Annotated in this window: 13 protein-coding genes; 5 read left to right on the top strand and 8 right to left on the bottom strand. The window is 66.4% G+C overall.

From position 1 onward, the window contains the following. Nucleotide 1: 1 nt before the first annotated feature. The 4 genes from purT to SF06_RS07105 are packed head-to-tail and all read right to left on the bottom strand — an operon-like array spanning nucleotide 2 to nucleotide 2,576. Nucleotides 2–1,183 (bottom strand): formate-dependent phosphoribosylglycinamide formyltransferase, encoded by a 1,182-nt coding sequence (gene purT / locus SF06_RS07090; protein WP_039560463.1) that lies wholly within the window; start codon nucleotides 1,181–1,183, stop codon nucleotides 2–4. A 48-nt stretch (nucleotides 1,184–1,231) separates the two neighbouring features. Next, nucleotides 1,232–1,420 (bottom strand): DUF1289 domain-containing protein, encoded by a 189-nt coding sequence (locus SF06_RS07095; RefSeq protein WP_039560464.1) that lies wholly within the window; start codon nucleotides 1,418–1,420, stop codon nucleotides 1,232–1,234. Then, complete coding sequence (locus SF06_RS07100; protein ID WP_027590694.1) at nucleotides 1,420–1,944, bottom strand: gamma carbonic anhydrase family protein; 525 nt, start codon at nucleotides 1,942–1,944, stop codon at nucleotides 1,420–1,422. Before SF06_RS07100 ends, SF06_RS07095 begins: the two co-directional genes overlap by 1 nt. 23 nt (nucleotides 1,945–1,967) lie before the next feature. Next, entirely contained in the window at nucleotides 1,968–2,576 is a 609-nt protein-coding gene (locus SF06_RS07105) for a CoA pyrophosphatase (RefSeq protein WP_027590693.1), read from the bottom strand. Between the two features lie 274 nt (nucleotides 2,577–2,850). Between SF06_RS07105 and SF06_RS07110 the strand changes: the two genes are divergently transcribed. Further along, nucleotides 2,851–3,354 (top strand): L,D-transpeptidase family protein, encoded by a 504-nt coding sequence (locus tag SF06_RS07110; RefSeq protein WP_027590692.1) that lies wholly within the window; start codon nucleotides 2,851–2,853, stop codon nucleotides 3,352–3,354. Nucleotides 3,355–3,458: 104 nt separating this feature from the next. On the opposite strand, the gene mltF is transcribed toward SF06_RS07110, so the two are convergent. Then, complete coding sequence (gene mltF, locus SF06_RS07115; RefSeq protein WP_039560465.1) at nucleotides 3,459–4,919, bottom strand: membrane-bound lytic murein transglycosylase MltF; 1,461 nt, start codon at nucleotides 4,917–4,919, stop codon at nucleotides 3,459–3,461. A 147-nt stretch (nucleotides 4,920–5,066) separates the two neighbouring features. Here mltF and purL point away from each other — a divergent pair, with 147 nt between their 5' ends. The 3 genes from purL to SF06_RS07130 all read left to right on the top strand — a co-directional run bounded on the left by purL (nucleotide 5,067) and on the right by SF06_RS07130 (nucleotide 10,194). Then, nucleotides 5,067–8,963: a phosphoribosylformylglycinamidine synthase gene (purL, locus tag SF06_RS07120; RefSeq protein WP_039560467.1), complete on the top strand. Its 3,897-nt coding sequence runs from the start codon at nucleotides 5,067–5,069 to the stop codon at nucleotides 8,961–8,963. Between the two features lie 70 nt (nucleotides 8,964–9,033). Further along, nucleotides 9,034–9,345: a YqfO family protein gene (locus SF06_RS07125; RefSeq protein ID WP_027590689.1), complete on the top strand. Its 312-nt coding sequence runs from the start codon at nucleotides 9,034–9,036 to the stop codon at nucleotides 9,343–9,345. A 150-nt stretch (nucleotides 9,346–9,495) separates the two neighbouring features. Further along, nucleotides 9,496–10,194, top strand: a complete 699-nt coding sequence (locus SF06_RS07130; protein ID WP_027590688.1) for a pirin family protein — start codon at nucleotides 9,496–9,498, stop codon at nucleotides 10,192–10,194. Between the two features lie 86 nt (nucleotides 10,195–10,280). Here the strand turns inward: SF06_RS07130 and SF06_RS07135 are convergent, their stop codons facing one another. Then, entirely contained in the window at nucleotides 10,281–10,685 is a 405-nt protein-coding gene (locus SF06_RS07135) for a DUF488 domain-containing protein (protein ID WP_027590687.1), read from the bottom strand. Nucleotides 10,686–10,753: 68 nt separating this feature from the next. On the opposite strand from SF06_RS07135, the gene SF06_RS07140 reads away from it, so the two are divergent. Continuing rightward, nucleotides 10,754–11,398 (top strand): COG3650 family protein, encoded by a 645-nt coding sequence (locus SF06_RS07140; protein WP_407681073.1) that lies wholly within the window; start codon nucleotides 10,754–10,756, stop codon nucleotides 11,396–11,398. A gap of 62 nt (nucleotides 11,399–11,460) precedes the next feature. Here the strand turns inward: SF06_RS07140 and SF06_RS07145 are convergent, their stop codons facing one another. Next, on the bottom strand, nucleotides 11,461–12,831 hold the full coding sequence (locus tag SF06_RS07145) for a multicopper oxidase family protein (protein WP_039560468.1): 1,371 nt from the start codon (nucleotides 12,829–12,831) through the stop codon (nucleotides 11,461–11,463). 100 nt (nucleotides 12,832–12,931) lie between these two features. Then, the gene (betT, locus tag SF06_RS07150; protein WP_039560469.1) at nucleotides 12,932–14,884 is read right to left on the bottom strand and encodes a choline BCCT transporter BetT; all 1,953 of its coding nucleotides are present in this window, start codon (nucleotides 14,882–14,884) and stop codon (nucleotides 12,932–12,934) included. Nucleotides 14,885–14,912 lie beyond the last annotated feature (28 nt).

The following is a 14,912-nucleotide window of genomic DNA, read 5'->3' on the forward strand; positions in this document are numbered from 1 at the left end:
CCTAAAGCTCCACGCGGATGGCCTGGGCCGCGCGGGTCGCCTTGGCGCGCGCCAGGTCGATCGATTCGTCACGCGCCAGTGCCACGCCCATGCGCCGCTGCCCGGCAACTTCCGGCTTGCCAAACAGCCGCAGCGCGGTGTCCGGCTCGGCCAGCGCCGCGCCCAGATTGGCGAAGGCGGTCTGCCGGGAATGGCCTTCGACCAGCAGCACCGCCGAGGCCGAGGGCCCGAACTGGCGGATAACCGGAATCGGCAGGCCGAGAATGGCCCGGGCGTGCAGGGCAAACTCCGACAAATCCTGGGAAATCAGCGTCACCAGCCCGGTGTCGTGGGGACGCGGCGACACCTCGCTGAACCACACCTGGTCGCCCTTGACGAACAGCTCGACCCCGAACAGGCCGCGCCCGCCCAGCGCCTCGGTGACCCGCAGGGCGATGCGCTCCGACTCGGCGCGCGCCACTGGCGACATGACCTGCGGCTGCCAGGACTCAACATAGTCACCCTTCACCTGGCGATGGCCGACCGGCTCGCAGAACGACGTGCCAGCGGCGTGCCGCACGGTCAGCAGGGTGATCTCGTAGTCGAAATCGATGAAGCCCTCGACGATCACCCGACCCTTGCCGGCACGGCCGCCTTCCTGGGCGTAGTCCCAGGCGGCCTGCAGGTCGGCGGCGCTCTTCAGCACGCTCTGCCCCTTGCCGGACGAGCTCATGATCGGCTTGACCACGCAAGGGTAGCCCAGGGCTTCGGCGGCCGTCGCGTAGGCCTCGAACGTATCGGCAAAGTGATACGGCGAGGTGGGCAGGCCCAGCTCCTCGGCCGCCAGGCGGCGAATGCCCTCGCGGTTCATGGTCAGTTGCGCCGCCCGCGCGGTGGGGATCACCGTGTAGCCCTCGGCCTCAAGCTCGACCAGGGTGGCGGTGGCGATGGCCTCGATCTCGGGAACGATGTAATGGGGTCGCTCGCGCTCGATCACCGAACGCAGCGCAGCGCCGTCCAGCATGCTGATCACGTGGCTACGATGCGCCACCTGCATGGCCGGCGCATCCGCATAGCGATCCACCGCAATGACCTCGACCCCCAGGCGTTGCAGTTCGATCACGACTTCCTTGCCCAGCTCACCCGAACCGCACAACAGGACCCGGGTCGCCGTGGGCGAGAGGGGTGTTCCAATACGAGGCATCACGCTGTTTCCTATATATGGAGCGGGCGCCATCGGGCGCCCTTGTTGTCAATTCAACTGGCCGCTTTCGCGTGCGCGCTGCACGCAGCGCGCCAGTACCGCACGACGCTCGGCGTTGTCCATACGCCCCCAGCGGCTGATTTCCTGGGCGGTGCGCTGGCAGCCCAGGCATACATCGCGCTCGTCCAGCGCGCAGATATCCACGCAGGGCGAGCGTACGGGGCGTTCATCGCTCATCAGTCTTCCTCGGCCAGCAGCTCGCGGGCATAGCGCTCGGCGTTATGCACATAGTGGGCGGCACTGGCTTCCAGCATCTTCTTCTGCTGTTCGCTCAGCTCGCGCACCACCTTGCCGGGCGAGCCCATCACCAGGCAGCCATCGGGAATTTCCTTGCCTTCGGGGATCAGGGTATTGGCGCCAATCAGGCAGTGCTTGCCGATCTTCGCGCCATTGAGGATCACCGCGTTGATGCCGATCAGGCTGTAGTCGCCTACCGTGCAGCCGTGCAGCATGGCCTTGTGGCCGATGGTCACACCGCGTCCGAGGGTCAGCGGGTAGCCCATGTCGGTGTGCATCACGCTGCCATCCTGCACGTTGCTGTTCTCGCCGATATGGATCAGCTCGTTGTCGCCGCGCAGCACGCAGTTGAACCAGACGCTGGCGCCCGCTTCCAGCTTCACCTTGCCCACCAGGGTGGCATTCGGCGCAATCCAGCTTTTCGGGTCCGCTTGCACGCGGTGCTCTCCCAGACGGTATTTCACGGCATTTTCTCCTAGTTGTTGTTCTAGCGGCGCAGGGTAACGAAGGAGTCCGGCGCCACTCGCATGTCGATCCCGGCGTCGTACAGCAGATTGACCAGCTCGACCACCATGATCGCGGTCAACCCCCAGATCTTGAAGTCGCCATAGCGGTAGCACGGCACGTACCAGGGCACGCCACGGTAGTCGATACGGTGAGTGGTTTCCGGCGGGTAATCGAGGAAGAACTCCAGCGGCACCTGGAACACCGCGGCGATCTCGGCGTCATTGGGCCGGTACTCGACGAAGTCGGGGACCAGCCCGACGATCGGGGTCACCTTGATGCCATGCAGCGACACCAGTGGGCTGAGGGGGCCGATCACCTCGACCAGGCCAGGCGGCAGGCCTACCTCCTCTTCCGCTTCGCGCAGCGCCGTATCGGCCAGACTCGGATCGCCCGGATCGCAGCGCCCGCCGGGAAAGGCCACCTCGCCGCCATGGGTGGACAGGTTGCTGGAACGCAGGGTGAGCACCAGCTCCGGCTCCTCGTGCCGGGTGATGGGTACCAGCACGGCCGCCTCGGGATAACGCCTGTCTTCGCGCTCCAGGGGCCGCGGCGCGTAATTGCGGATCCGCCGCAGCAGTTCGTCCTGCATGATCGTTCTCGTCCTACATTCAGGGTCGCATCATGGCATGAAGAATGTCAGCCGCCCAAGACCCCGGCCCCGCCCAACCCAGCCTGCCCCTGGCGGGTCGCCGGGCCTGCAGGTGCGACTCTGCGGCACGCCAGGGGTTCCTTGGTCGGAAGCGCCTTTCCCGACCATCGGGCGATCCCTAGAATGCGGCTTCGTTACGTGGTGGCGGCCAGCGGCTGCCTGTCTTCCTGTAATTGCCGGTGGTCCTTCGTGATCGGTCGGGGGATATTGTTCGATGCGCTGGATGCTTGCCGCCCTGTTTTTCTGCTGCGCATCGCTGGCCCACGCCAGCGCCAGCGGTTTCCTGAAGGAACCTCAGGTGGACAAGGTGCTGGTGCTCAAGTCCGAGCGCAGGCTGCACCTGATCAGTCGGGGCGAGACCCTGAAGAGTTACCGCGTATCGCTGGGCAAGCGGCCCGCCGGACACAAGCTGCGCGAAGGCGACAAGCGCACCCCGGAAGGCTTCTACTGGATCGACTGGCGCAAGACCAGCGACAAGTTCAACCTCTCCATGCACATCTCCTACCCCAACATCCGCGACCTGGCCCGCGCGCGCCGTGAGGGCGTCGAGCCCGGCGGCATGATCATGCTGCACGGCACACCCGTCGACGAGCACTATCCCGAGTGGTATTTCCACAGCCTGGACTGGACGGACGGCTGCATCGCCCTGAGCAACGCCGACATGCAGGAAGTCTGGGAGCTGGTGGACGACGGCACGCTGATCGAGATTCGGCCGTAGCGAAGAAAATTCCTGTGGGAGCAGGCTTGTCCGCGAGCTTTTCCAGCACAGCGCACCCAGAAGCTCGCGAACAAGTTCGCCTCCCACGGTCCGGGCTGTGCCCCTTAGAGCGGCGGCTCGGGCGGCGCCTCGGCGCGGTTGATGCCCGGGATGTGCAGGCCGCTCTCGGCGATCTGGGTATCTTCCAGCTGCGGCTGGGTCGACCAGATGAGGATGTCGTAGTAGCGCCGCACGTTGGCCACGTAATGCACCGGCTCGCCGCCGCGCGCATAGCCGTAGCGGGTCTTGGTATACCACTTCGTCTGCGCCAGGCGCGGCAGGATCTTCTTCACATCCAGCCACTTGTTCGGGTTCAGCCCTTCGGCCTGGGTCAGCCGGCGGGCGTCCTCCAGATGGCCGCCGCCGACGTTGTAGGCGGCCAGCGCAAACCAGGTGCGGTCCGGTTCGACGATGCTCTCGGGCAGACCGTGATAGACCTTGGCGAAATACTTGGCGCCACCGTCGATGCTCTGCCGCGGATCCAGGCGATTGGCCACGCCCATCGCCTTGGCAGTGTTCTGGGTGAGCATCATCAGGCCGCGCACGCCGGTCTTGGAGACGGCATTGGGGCGCCAGTGGGATTCCTGGTAGCCGATGGCCGCCAACAGGCGCCAGTCGACCTTGTACTCGGCGGCCGCCTTGTGGAAGTAGTCTTCATAGCGCGGCAGGCGTTGCTGCAGGTGCTTGGCGAAGGTGTTGGCGCCTACGAAACCGAGCACGTCCAGGTGGCCGTAGTAGCGCTCGTACAGACGCTCCACCAGTCCCGATTCCTCTGCCTTGGCCAGGAAGGGATCGATCAGCTCCAGCAGGCTGCGATCCTCACCGCCGGCCACCGCCCAGTGCAGGCCGAGCGGTTCGCCGAGGTCGAAACCGACGCGGATCTGGCTCAGGTACACCTGATTCATGGCCAGCTCGTTGGAATCGACCACCGTCAGGTCGGTCTCGCCCTCGTCCACCATGCGCAGCAGGTCGGCCACCTCGACGGCATCCGACTCCTCATAGTTGAGGGTCGGCAGCAGGCTTTTCATCTCCGCCAGCAGCTCGGCATGCCGACTGTCACGCAACACCAGGATCTGCCGCCCGGCCAGCTCCCGGGTACGCCTCGGACGTTCGCGCCCCTGCCGATAGATGACCTGCGGAACGACCTGCAGATACGGACGCGACAGCAGCACCTCGGCGGCGCGCGCCTTGCTAATGGTCAGCCCCGGCGCCGCCAGTACCGGACCGTCGCTTTCATTGAGGCGGGTAAACAGGTCGGCGAGGTTGTCGGCCACCTCGACCTGCAGCTCGACACCCAGCTCGTCGGCGAAGCGCTTGAGCAGCTCGTACTCGAACCCGGTCTCGCCGTTGCGGTCCTGGAAATAGGTGGAGGGGCTGTTGCGGGTGATCACATGCAGTACGCCCTCCTCCTTGACTCGCTCGAGTGTGGACGGCTGATTGGCCTCGCTACACCCCACAAGCAGCAGGAAGACGCTGGTCGCCAGCAGACGGCCGGCGCGACGCAGATACGCGGTTCGCAGAAACATCGGCGCATTATACGCAATGCCGGGAATCGGCATATCCACCCGCCGGGAAAACTACCCGCCGCGCCCGGCGGTGACTTTGGCCTACGGCGCGGTTCATAGGGTAGAATGCGCCGTTTCCACGCACCCCCTCCCGAGGCTGTTTCGACGATGTTGATCCTGCGCGGCACTCCCGCCCTTTCCGCCTTCCGTCACGGCAAACTGCTCGAGCAACTGACCAGCAAGGTCCCGGCCGTCACCGGCCTGTATGCCGAGTTTGCCCACTTCGCCGATGTGACCGGCGAGCTGACCGGCGACGAGCAGTCCGTGCTGGACCGCCTGCTCAAGTACGGTCCGAGTGTCCCGGTGCAGGAACCCGCCGGACGTCTGTTCCTCACAGTGCCGCGCTTCGGCACCCTGTCGCCCTGGTCGAGCAAGGCCAGCGACATCGCTCGCAACTGCGGCCTGGACAAGATCCAGCGTCTGGAGCGTGGTATCGCCTATTACGTGAGCGGCAGCCTGAGCGACGCCGATGTCGCGCAGGTCACTGCCCTGCTGCACGACCGCATGACGCAGACCGTGCTGCAACGCTTCGAGGACGCCGCCGCGCTGTTCAGCCATGCCCAGCCCAAGCCGCTGGTCGCCGTGGACGTGCTCGGCGGCGGTCGCGCCGCCCTGGAGCAGGCCAACCGCGACCTGGGCCTGGCCCTGGCCGAGGACGAGATCGACTACCTGGTGAAAAGCTTCACCGAGCTGGGCCGCAACCCGCACGACATCGAGCTGATGATGTTCGCCCAGGCGAACTCCGAGCACTGCCGCCACAAGATCTTCAATGCCAGCTGGGACATCGACGGCGAAAGCCAGGAAAAGTCCCTGTTCGGCATGATCAAGAACACCTACGAAATGAACCGTGAGGGCGTGCTGTCCGCCTACAAGGACAACGCCTCGGTGATCGTCGGCCACGTGGCCGGGCGTTTCTTCCCCGATCCGGAAAGCCGCGAGTACGCGCCGCACCGCGAGCCGGTGCACATCCTGATGAAGGTGGAAACCCACAACCACCCGACCGCCATCGCGCCCTTCCCCGGCGCCTCCACCGGCTCGGGCGGCGAGATCCGCGACGAAGGCGCCACCGGCATCGGCTCCAAGCCCAAGGCCGGCCTGACCGGTTTCACCGTCTCCAACCTGAACATCCCCGGTTTCGTGCAGCCCTGGGAAACGCCCTACGGCAAGCCCGAGCGCATCGTCACCCCGCTGGACATCATGATCGAAGGCCCGCTGGGCGGCGCCGCGTTCAACAACGAGTTCGGCCGTCCGGCGCTGACCGGCTATTTCCGCACCTTCGAACAGGCCGTGGCGACCCCGCGCGGCGAGGAAGTGCGCGGCTACCACAAGCCGATCATGCTGGCCGGCGGCCTGGGCAACATCCGCGAAGAGCACATCCAGAAGAAGGACATCTCGGTCGGCGGCAAGCTGATCGTGCTCGGCGGCCCGGCCATGCTCATCGGCCTGGGCGGCGGCGCGGCCTCCTCCATGGCCACCGGCGCCAGCGCCGCGGACCTGGACTTCGCCTCGGTGCAGCGCGAGAACCCGGAAATGGAGCGCCGCTGCCAGGAGGTCATCGACCGCTGCTGGCAGCTCGGCGAGCGCAACCCGATCAAGTTCATCCACGACGTCGGCGCCGGCGGTCTGTCCAACGCCTTCCCGGAACTGGTCAACGACGCCGGGCGCGGCGGCCGCTTCGAGCTGCGCAACGTGCCCAACGACGAGCCGGGCATGAGCCCGCTGGAAATCTGGTGCAACGAGTCCCAGGAACGCTACGTGCTGTCCGTGGACGCCGAGGACCTGGAGCGCTTCGCCGCCATCTGCGAGCGCGAGCGCTGCCCGTTCGCCGTGGTCGGCGAGGCCACCGAGGAGCGCCAGCTGACCGTGGCCGACAGCCACTTCGGCAACAAGCCGGTGGACATGCCGCTCAACGTGCTGCTCGGCAAGCCGCCACGCATGCACCGCAGCGCCAGCCGCGAAGCGGCGCTGGGCGATGACTTCGCCGCCGAGAAGATCGAACTGGGCGAGGCCATCTCCCGCGTGCTGCGTCACCCGGCGGTGGCCAGCAAGAGCTTCCTGATCACCATCGGCGACCGCTCCATCACCGGCCTGGTGGCCCGCGACCAGATGGTCGGCCCCTGGCAGGTGCCGGTCGCCGACTGCGCCGTGACCGCCACCAGCTTCGACGTCTACACCGGCGAAGCCATGGCCATGGGCGAGCGCACCCCGCTGGCCCTGCTGGACGCCCCGGCGTCCGGCCGCATGGCCATCGGCGAGACCCTCACCAACCTGGCCGCCTCGCGCATCGCCAAGCTGGGCGACATCAAGCTGTCCGCCAACTGGATGGCCGCCGCCGGCCACCCGGGCGAGGACGCGCGCCTGTACGACACCGTCAAGGCCGTCGGCATGGAACTGTGCCCGGCGCTGGGCATCACCATCCCGGTGGGCAAGGACTCCATGTCCATGAAGACCCGCTGGCAGGAGGGCGACACCGAGAAGAGCGTCACCTCGCCGCTGTCGCTGATCGTCACCGGCTTCGCCCCGGTGGCCGATATCCGCAAGACCCTGACCCCGCAGCTGCGCCTGGACCAGGGCGACAGCCAGCTGTTGCTGATCGACCTCGGTCGTGGCCAGAACCGCATGGGCGCCTCCATCCTCGCCCAGGTGTACGGCCAGATCGGCCGCCAGGCGCCGGACGTGGACAACGCCGCCGACCTCAAGGCGTTCTTCGATACCGTGCAGAGCCTGAACCAGGACGACCGCCTGCTGGCCTACCATGACCGTTCCGACGGCGGCCTGCTGACAACCCTGGTGGAAATGGCCTTCGCCGGGCACTGCGGCCTGGATGTTCAACTGGACGCGCTGGCCACTTCCCGCGAGGCGCTGGCCGCCGCCCTGTTCAACGAGGAGCTGGGTGCGGTGATCCAGGTTCGCCAGGCCGACAGCGCCGAGGTGCTGGCGCGCTTCGCCGCCGCCGGGCTGGGCGACTGCGTCCATCTGATCGGTCAGCCGGTGACGGGCAGCGACGTGCTGCTGAGCTTCGCCGGCGCGCCGGTGTTCCGCGAACAGCGCCGCGTGCTGCAGCGCCAGTGGGCGGAAACCAGCTGGCAGATCCAGCGCCTGCGCGACAACGCCGAGTGTGCCGATCAGGAGTTCGACCTGCTGCTCGACGAGCAGAACCCGGGCCTGCACGCCAAGCTGAGCTTCGACGTCAACGAGGATGTCGCCGCGCCCTACATCGCCAAGGGCGTGCGCCCGCGCATGGCGATCCTGCGCGAGCAGGGCGTCAACGGCCAGACCGAAATGGCCGCCGCCTTCCACCGCGCGGGCTTCGCGGTGGTCGACGTGCATATGAGCGACATCATCGCCGGCCGCGTCAGCCTGGAAGACTTCAAGGGCCTGGTGGCCTGCGGCGGCTTCTCCTACGGCGACGTGCTGGGCGCTGGCGAGGGCTGGGCCAAGTCGATCCTGTTCAACGCCCGCGCCCGCGACAACTTCAGCGCCTTCTTCGAGCGCCAGGACAGCTTCGCCCTGGGCGTGTGCAACGGCTGCCAGATGATGAGCAACCTGCACGAGCTGATTCCCGGCACCGAGAACTGGCCGCACTTCGTGCGCAACCGCTCCGAGCAGTTCGAAGCGCGCGTGGCGATGGTGCAGGTGCAGGAATCGCCGTCGATCTTCCTGCAAGGCATGGCCGGTTCGCGCCTGCCGATCGCTATCGCCCACGGCGAAGGACACGCAGAGTTCGAAAGCGAGGAGGCCCTGCTGCAGGCCGACCTGTCCGGCACCGTGGCGCTGCGCTATGTGGACAACCACGGCAAGGTCACCGAGGCCTATCCGGCCAACCCGAACAGCTCTCCGCGTGGCATCACCGGTCTGTGCAGCCGCGACGGCCGCGTGACCATCATGATGCCGCACCCGGAGCGCGTGTTCCGCGCCGTGCAGAACAGCTGGCGTCCGGATGACTGGCAGGAAGATGCCGGCTGGATGCGCATGTTCCGCAACGCGCGGGTGTGGGTGGGCTGATCCAGCACGCGCGTGTCACGAAAAGGCCATATCCTCGGATATGGCCTTTTTGCATCTGGAGGAACCCTGCATGTTCAAGCTCTGCTTCTTCGTCCCCGACAGCCACCTGGAAAGCGTGAAGAGCGCGCTGTTCGAGGCTGGCGCAGGGCGTATCGGCCTCTACGACCAGTGCTGCTGGCAGGTGCTCGGTCACGGCCAGTTCCGCCCGCTGCCGGGCAGCGAGCCACATCTTGGTAGCACCGGCGCGCTGGAATGCCTGGAGGAATGGAAGGTGGAGCTGGTGGTCGAGGCGCATCGCATCCAGGCAGTCGTCGCCGCCCTCAAGGCCGCCCACCCCTACGAGACGCCTGCCTACGAGGTGTACCGGCTGGAGGCGTTCTAGGGTTGAAACGCCCCGGCTCCTTCCGTACCAGGCGACAAAACATCGATTGATTCGATTCTTATCAGGCACTTTTTGCGCTTATCAATCGAGCCAGCCGAGAGGATCATGGCACCATCGCTTCAGCGGAAGCCCCTTTCAGGAGAGATCGCCATGATCGAAGTACGCCCCTTCGCCAGTCTCGGCGCCGCCAACCACGGCTGGCTGAATGCCAAGCACCATTTCTCCTTCGCCGAGTACCACGACCCGCAGCGGGTGCACTGGGGCCGGCTGCGCGTGTGGAATGACGACACCATCGCGCCGCACAGCGGTTTCCCGCCGCATCCGCACCACGACATGGAGATCATTACCTACGTGCGTGAAGGCGCGATCAGCCACCAGGACAGCCTGGGGAACAAGGGTCGCACCGAAGCCGGCGATGTGCAGGTGATGAGCGCCGGCAGCGGCATCACCCACAGCGAGTACAACCTGGAAAGCGTCACCACGCGTATCTTCCAGATCTGGATCATGCCGGAGCAGCGTGGCGGCCAGCCGAGCTGGGGCACCCGCCCGTTCCCGAAGGGCGAGCGCAGCGGCGCCTTCGTCACCCTGGCCAGCGGCCTGGGAGACGCCGACGCCCTGCCGATCCGCGCCAACGGCCGCCTGGCCGCCGCGACGCTGAATGCCGGCCAGGCCACCGACTACGCCTTCGCCGAAGGGCGCAAGGGCTACCTGGTCGCGGCCAAGGGGCGCTTCAAGGTCAACGGCATCGAAGCAGCCGCGGGTGACGGCGTGGCCATCAAGGACGAGGCGCAGATCCGCGTCGAGGCGCTGGATGACGACACGGAGGTGGTGCTGGTAGACGTGGCGTAGGGTGGATCGCGCTTCACCGATCCACCACGCGCGCCGCCAGGCGCGCCGTAGCGGCGCGGTGGTGGACAGGAACTGCGCTGTCCACCCTACGTCTGTCCGACCTCCCCCGCATAGCAGGGCGGCGAACTGCCCGGCGCCTGGCGCTCCAGCTCGTCCTCCAGGAACTCCGCCAGCACCACGGCGTTGTTGTGCCGTTCGTCCTTCGCAGCGTACAGCAGCGTCAGCGTGCCCCGGCCGGCCGGCTCCAGCAGCGGCCACCAATGTTCCGGATGTGCCGCCAGCTCCCGTCGATAGGCATCACGGAATTCACCAAAGCGTTCCGGAGAATGACCGAACGCCTTGCGCAGATCCGCGCTGGGCGCCAGCGCCGGCAGCCAGTCGTCATGCGCCAGCGCCTCCTTGCGCACACCCCTCGGCCACAGCCGGTCCACCAGTATCCGGCGCCCGTCTTGCGGGCTCGCCGTGTCATACACTCGCTTGCAGGCGATCATGCGTGCCCCCTTGTTCCCGTCGAGGCGGCTGGTTAACGTGACGCCCCCTGACCTTACGGAGAATGCCCATGCCCCGCCTTCGCGTCCTGTGCTACGGGCTTCTGCCCTTGCTACTTGGTTGCCAGTCGCTGTCCGGCGAGTCCGAGGATTTCGTACCGGTGCAACGACTGATGGGTGAGCTGAGTGTTGACCAGGGACGGCTGCGACTCCAGCCCTGCGGTGGCGGCCGGCAGCTCGATGTGCAGGATGCCGGCTCGTTGGGATTGCTGCGCGAAGCCGAGCAGATGCTCGGCGGGAGCGCCGGACGGCTGTTTGCCGATCTGGCCGGCAACGACCTGGGTGACAAACTGCAGGCGACCCGCCTGTACCGCCTGCAGGCGGAAGGCCAGGGCTGCCAGGACGCAGACTTCGGGCGGCTGATAGCCCGCGCCAGCGGCAACGAGCCCTTCTGGAGCGTGTCCATCTCGGCCAAGGGGCTGATCCTGCAACGCCCCGGCGAGGAGCCGCTGGCCGTGCCCTACCTGGAGGAACAGCTGCCGGAAGGCCGTCTGTACTTCTCCAGCGAGGCCAATGGTCACAGCCTCAGCCTGTGGCTGGCGCCGCAGCGCTGCCAGGACGACATGAGCGGCGCGCTACGCCACCTGAGCGCCGAGCTGCGCCTGGACGGCCAGCGCCTGACCGGCTGCGCCTACCTGGGCGGCGCGCGGCAATAAAAGGGTGCCTTGGGAGCGGACTTATCCGCGAGTTTCTCCCGGCACCCCGAACAGACTTTCCGCTACACCACCTCAATGGCAGCCATCAGGCCGGTTTCCATGTGGTCGATGACATGGCAGTGGAACATCCAGGTACCCGGGTTATCCGCCACCAGCGCTACCCGGGCGGTTTCGTTCTTGCCCAGCAGGTAGGTATCGGTGAAATAGGGCTCGATGCGCTTGCGATCGGAGGACAGCACCTTGAAGGTCATGCCGTGCAGGTGAACCGGGTGCTGGTACTGGCTGACGTTGCGCAGCTCAAAGATGTAGTGCCCGTTCCGCTTCAGCGTGGCGATTGGCCGCTCCATGCAGCTGTTGTCGCTGATGTTCCAGGCCTGCCCGTTGATCTGCCAGAAGGTGAACGGCCCACCCTGCTCGGCATTCGTCGAGAGCGCGCCCGCCCATTCGAAGTTGAAGCGCAGCGTCTCGGCGCGGGCCAGGTCCGGCTCGGCAAGCGGATTGGCCGGCAACGCCGGCGGCCAGTCACCCGGCGCTTCGCTGGAGGCCACGCTTTTCAGCGTGGCCAGGCGCAGCGGACCGTTGCGCACCGGCAGCTCGGTGCCGGCGGACGGCACGCGGATGGCCAGATCGATGCGCATGCCCGGCCCCAGCCAGTAATCCTTGCCCAGCGGGCGTGGCGGGATCGGGTTGCCATCCAGCGCGTAGATGCGTACCTCGGCGCCCGGCAGGGCCAGCCGGTAGGTATGGGTATTGTCGAGGTTGAGCAGGCGCAAGCGCACCACCTGGCCAGCCGGCAGTTCCAGTGTCGGGTTGTGACTGCCGTTCACCGTGGACAGGATGCCCGGCGTGCCGCCGCGCGCCGCTTCGCGCGGCACGCTGAAGGCGGTGAACGCCCCCTGCGGGTCCACATGCCAGTGCTTGATGCTCAGCGTGCGCTCATGACGGAAACCACTGGGTTCACGCTCCTCGACGATGACCGGCCCCACCAGGCCGCGCCCCAGCTGTTCGCCGCTGGCGGTGTGTGGGTGGTACCAGAAGGTGCCGGCATCCGGGCAGAGGAAGTCGTAGTCGAAATGCTCACCAGGCAGCACCGGCAGCTGCGATAGGTAGGGCACGCCGTCCATTTCCAGCGGGATGCGCAGGCCATGCCAGTGGATGGTGGTCGGCTCCGGCAGGCGATTGATGAAGCGTACCCGCAGGCGCTCGCCCTGCCGGCAGCGCAGCTCGACGCCAGGCACCTGCCCGCCGTAGGCCCAGGCGGTCGTGGTGAAGCCGGGCACCAGCTCCACATCCAGCGGGGCGGCGATCAGCTCGTAATCATGGGTGGTGACGTGCCGCGGCCGACCCAGCCAATAGCGCGCGCCGCCGGCGCCGATACCCAGCACCCCCAGCGCCGCAAGCCCAGTCAACACCTGACGACGGCTGACACCCATCGCTGTTACTCCTGACCGTCAAAAGATGAGAGATCTTCTCACTTGTTAAGGGGTCAGGGCGAGCGCCGCGATGCGCGGGCTTCGCGACAAAATGTCTCGCTCAACGCACCACGTGCACGAAGTGCCGGTGCCGTTCGTACTGGTCAAGGATGTCGCCGATCACGCCATCGCGGTTCCAACCCATGATGTCGTAGTCCTGGCCGCCCTCCCTCAGGTACACCTCGGCCCGGAAGTACTTGCGCGCTTCATCCTCTTCATCCTCGCTGACGACGAAACTCGGTTGCACGTAGGCCCTGGGGCGTACCCCGTAAAGGAAATCCGGCTCGCCCGGATGGCGAATGACCAGACTCACCGATTCGGGCCGCCCGGTATCTACCTCAACCTCGAAGCCCTGCTTGCGCAGCTCCTCGGCCACCGCCTCGCAGGCCGGGGTCACCGTGTCCTGGATGAAGCGCGCCACATGGCTGCGCCGCGGCATCATCACCATGCCGCGCAGGCGCCGCTGCCAGCTCTCGCTGCCATGGCCATGGGCACGGGAAAGGCTCAGGGACTGGAAGCGCACCCGTCGCTTGGTGGCGTCCAGTCGCAGCGCCTTGAGCAGCCCCCAGGTGGCCGCCAGCAGGAACAGGGTATAGGGCAAGGCACTGGCAATCGTGGCGGTTTGCAGCGCGGTCAACCCATCGGCCAACAGCAGGGCGATAGCAATGGCCGCCATGGTCGTCGCCCAGAACAGCTTCTGCCAGAGCGGCGTCTTGTTGCGCCCGCCGGACGCCAGCATGTCCACCACCAGGGCGCCGGAGTCCGCCGAGGTCACGAAGAACACCAGCACCATCAGCATGGCCAGTAGCGAGAGGAAGTACCCCAGCGGGAAATGTTCCAGGAAGGCGAACAGCGCCTGGGCGCTGTCCGCCTCGACTGCCTCGCCCAGACTGGCGATGTCCTGCACATGGATCATGTAGATCGCGGTGTCGCCGAACACCGTCATCCACGCCAGGGTGAAACCCGCCGGTACCAGCATGACCCCGCTGACGAACTGGCGGATGGTCCGGCCCCGGGAGATCCGTGCGATGAACATGCCGACAAAGGGCGACCAGGCGATCCACCAACCCCAGTAGAACAGCGTCCAGCCACCGATCCAGTCGCTGGGCTCATAGGCATAGAGGTTGAAGGTCTTGTCCACCAGCTCAGCCAGGTAGCCCCCCGTGTTCTCCACGTAGGCCTTGAGGATGAATACCGTCGGCCCGAGCACCAGGACGATGATCATCAGCAGCACGGCGAACAGCAGATTGGTCTCCGAGAGAATGCGGATGCCGCGGTCCAGTCCGCTGACCAGCGAAATAGTGGCCAGCACCATGGCCACGACGATGAGCACCACCTGCACCCAGATGGCGACGGGGACATCGAACAGGTAGTTCAGCCCGCTGTTGATCTGCGCGACGCCGAAGCCCAGCGAGGTGGCCACGCCCAGCACGGTGCCCAGCACGGCAAAGATGTCCACGGCATGGCCGATCGGTCCGTAGATCCGTTCGCCGATCAGGGGGTACAGGGCCGAACGCAGGGTCAGCGGCAAGTCGTGCCGGTAGCCGAAGTAGGCGAGGATCAGTGCCACGATCGCGTAGATGGCCCAGGCGTGAAGTCCCCAGTGGAAGAAGGTGATCTTCATCGCCTCGCTGGCGGCGAACGCCGATCCCCCCTCGCCGACCGGGGGCGACAGGTAGTGCATGACGGGTTCGGCGACGCCGAAGAACATCAGGCCGATGCCCATGCCGGCCGAGAACAGCATGGCGAACCAGCTGTAGTTGGCGAAATCCGGCACGCTGTGGTCCGGACCGAGCTTGATGTCCCCGTAGCGGCTGACTCCCATGAAGACCACCGCCAGCAGGAGGATCGCCACGGCCAGGATGTAAAACCAGCTGGCGTTCTCGGTGATCCACGCCTGCGCTTGCCCGAAGACTGCCTGTGCCGTTTCGGGAAAGCCGATGGCGAACAGGACCAGCGCCAGCAACAGGATCGATGAGAGCAGAAACACAGGGGGGTTCACGGTTCTCTTCACAACCGAATCTCCTGATCATCTCGCCGCT

This window comes from Pseudomonas flexibilis, assembly GCF_000802425.1.
Lineage (GTDB): Bacteria > Pseudomonadota > Gammaproteobacteria > Pseudomonadales > Pseudomonadaceae > Serpens > Serpens flexibilis.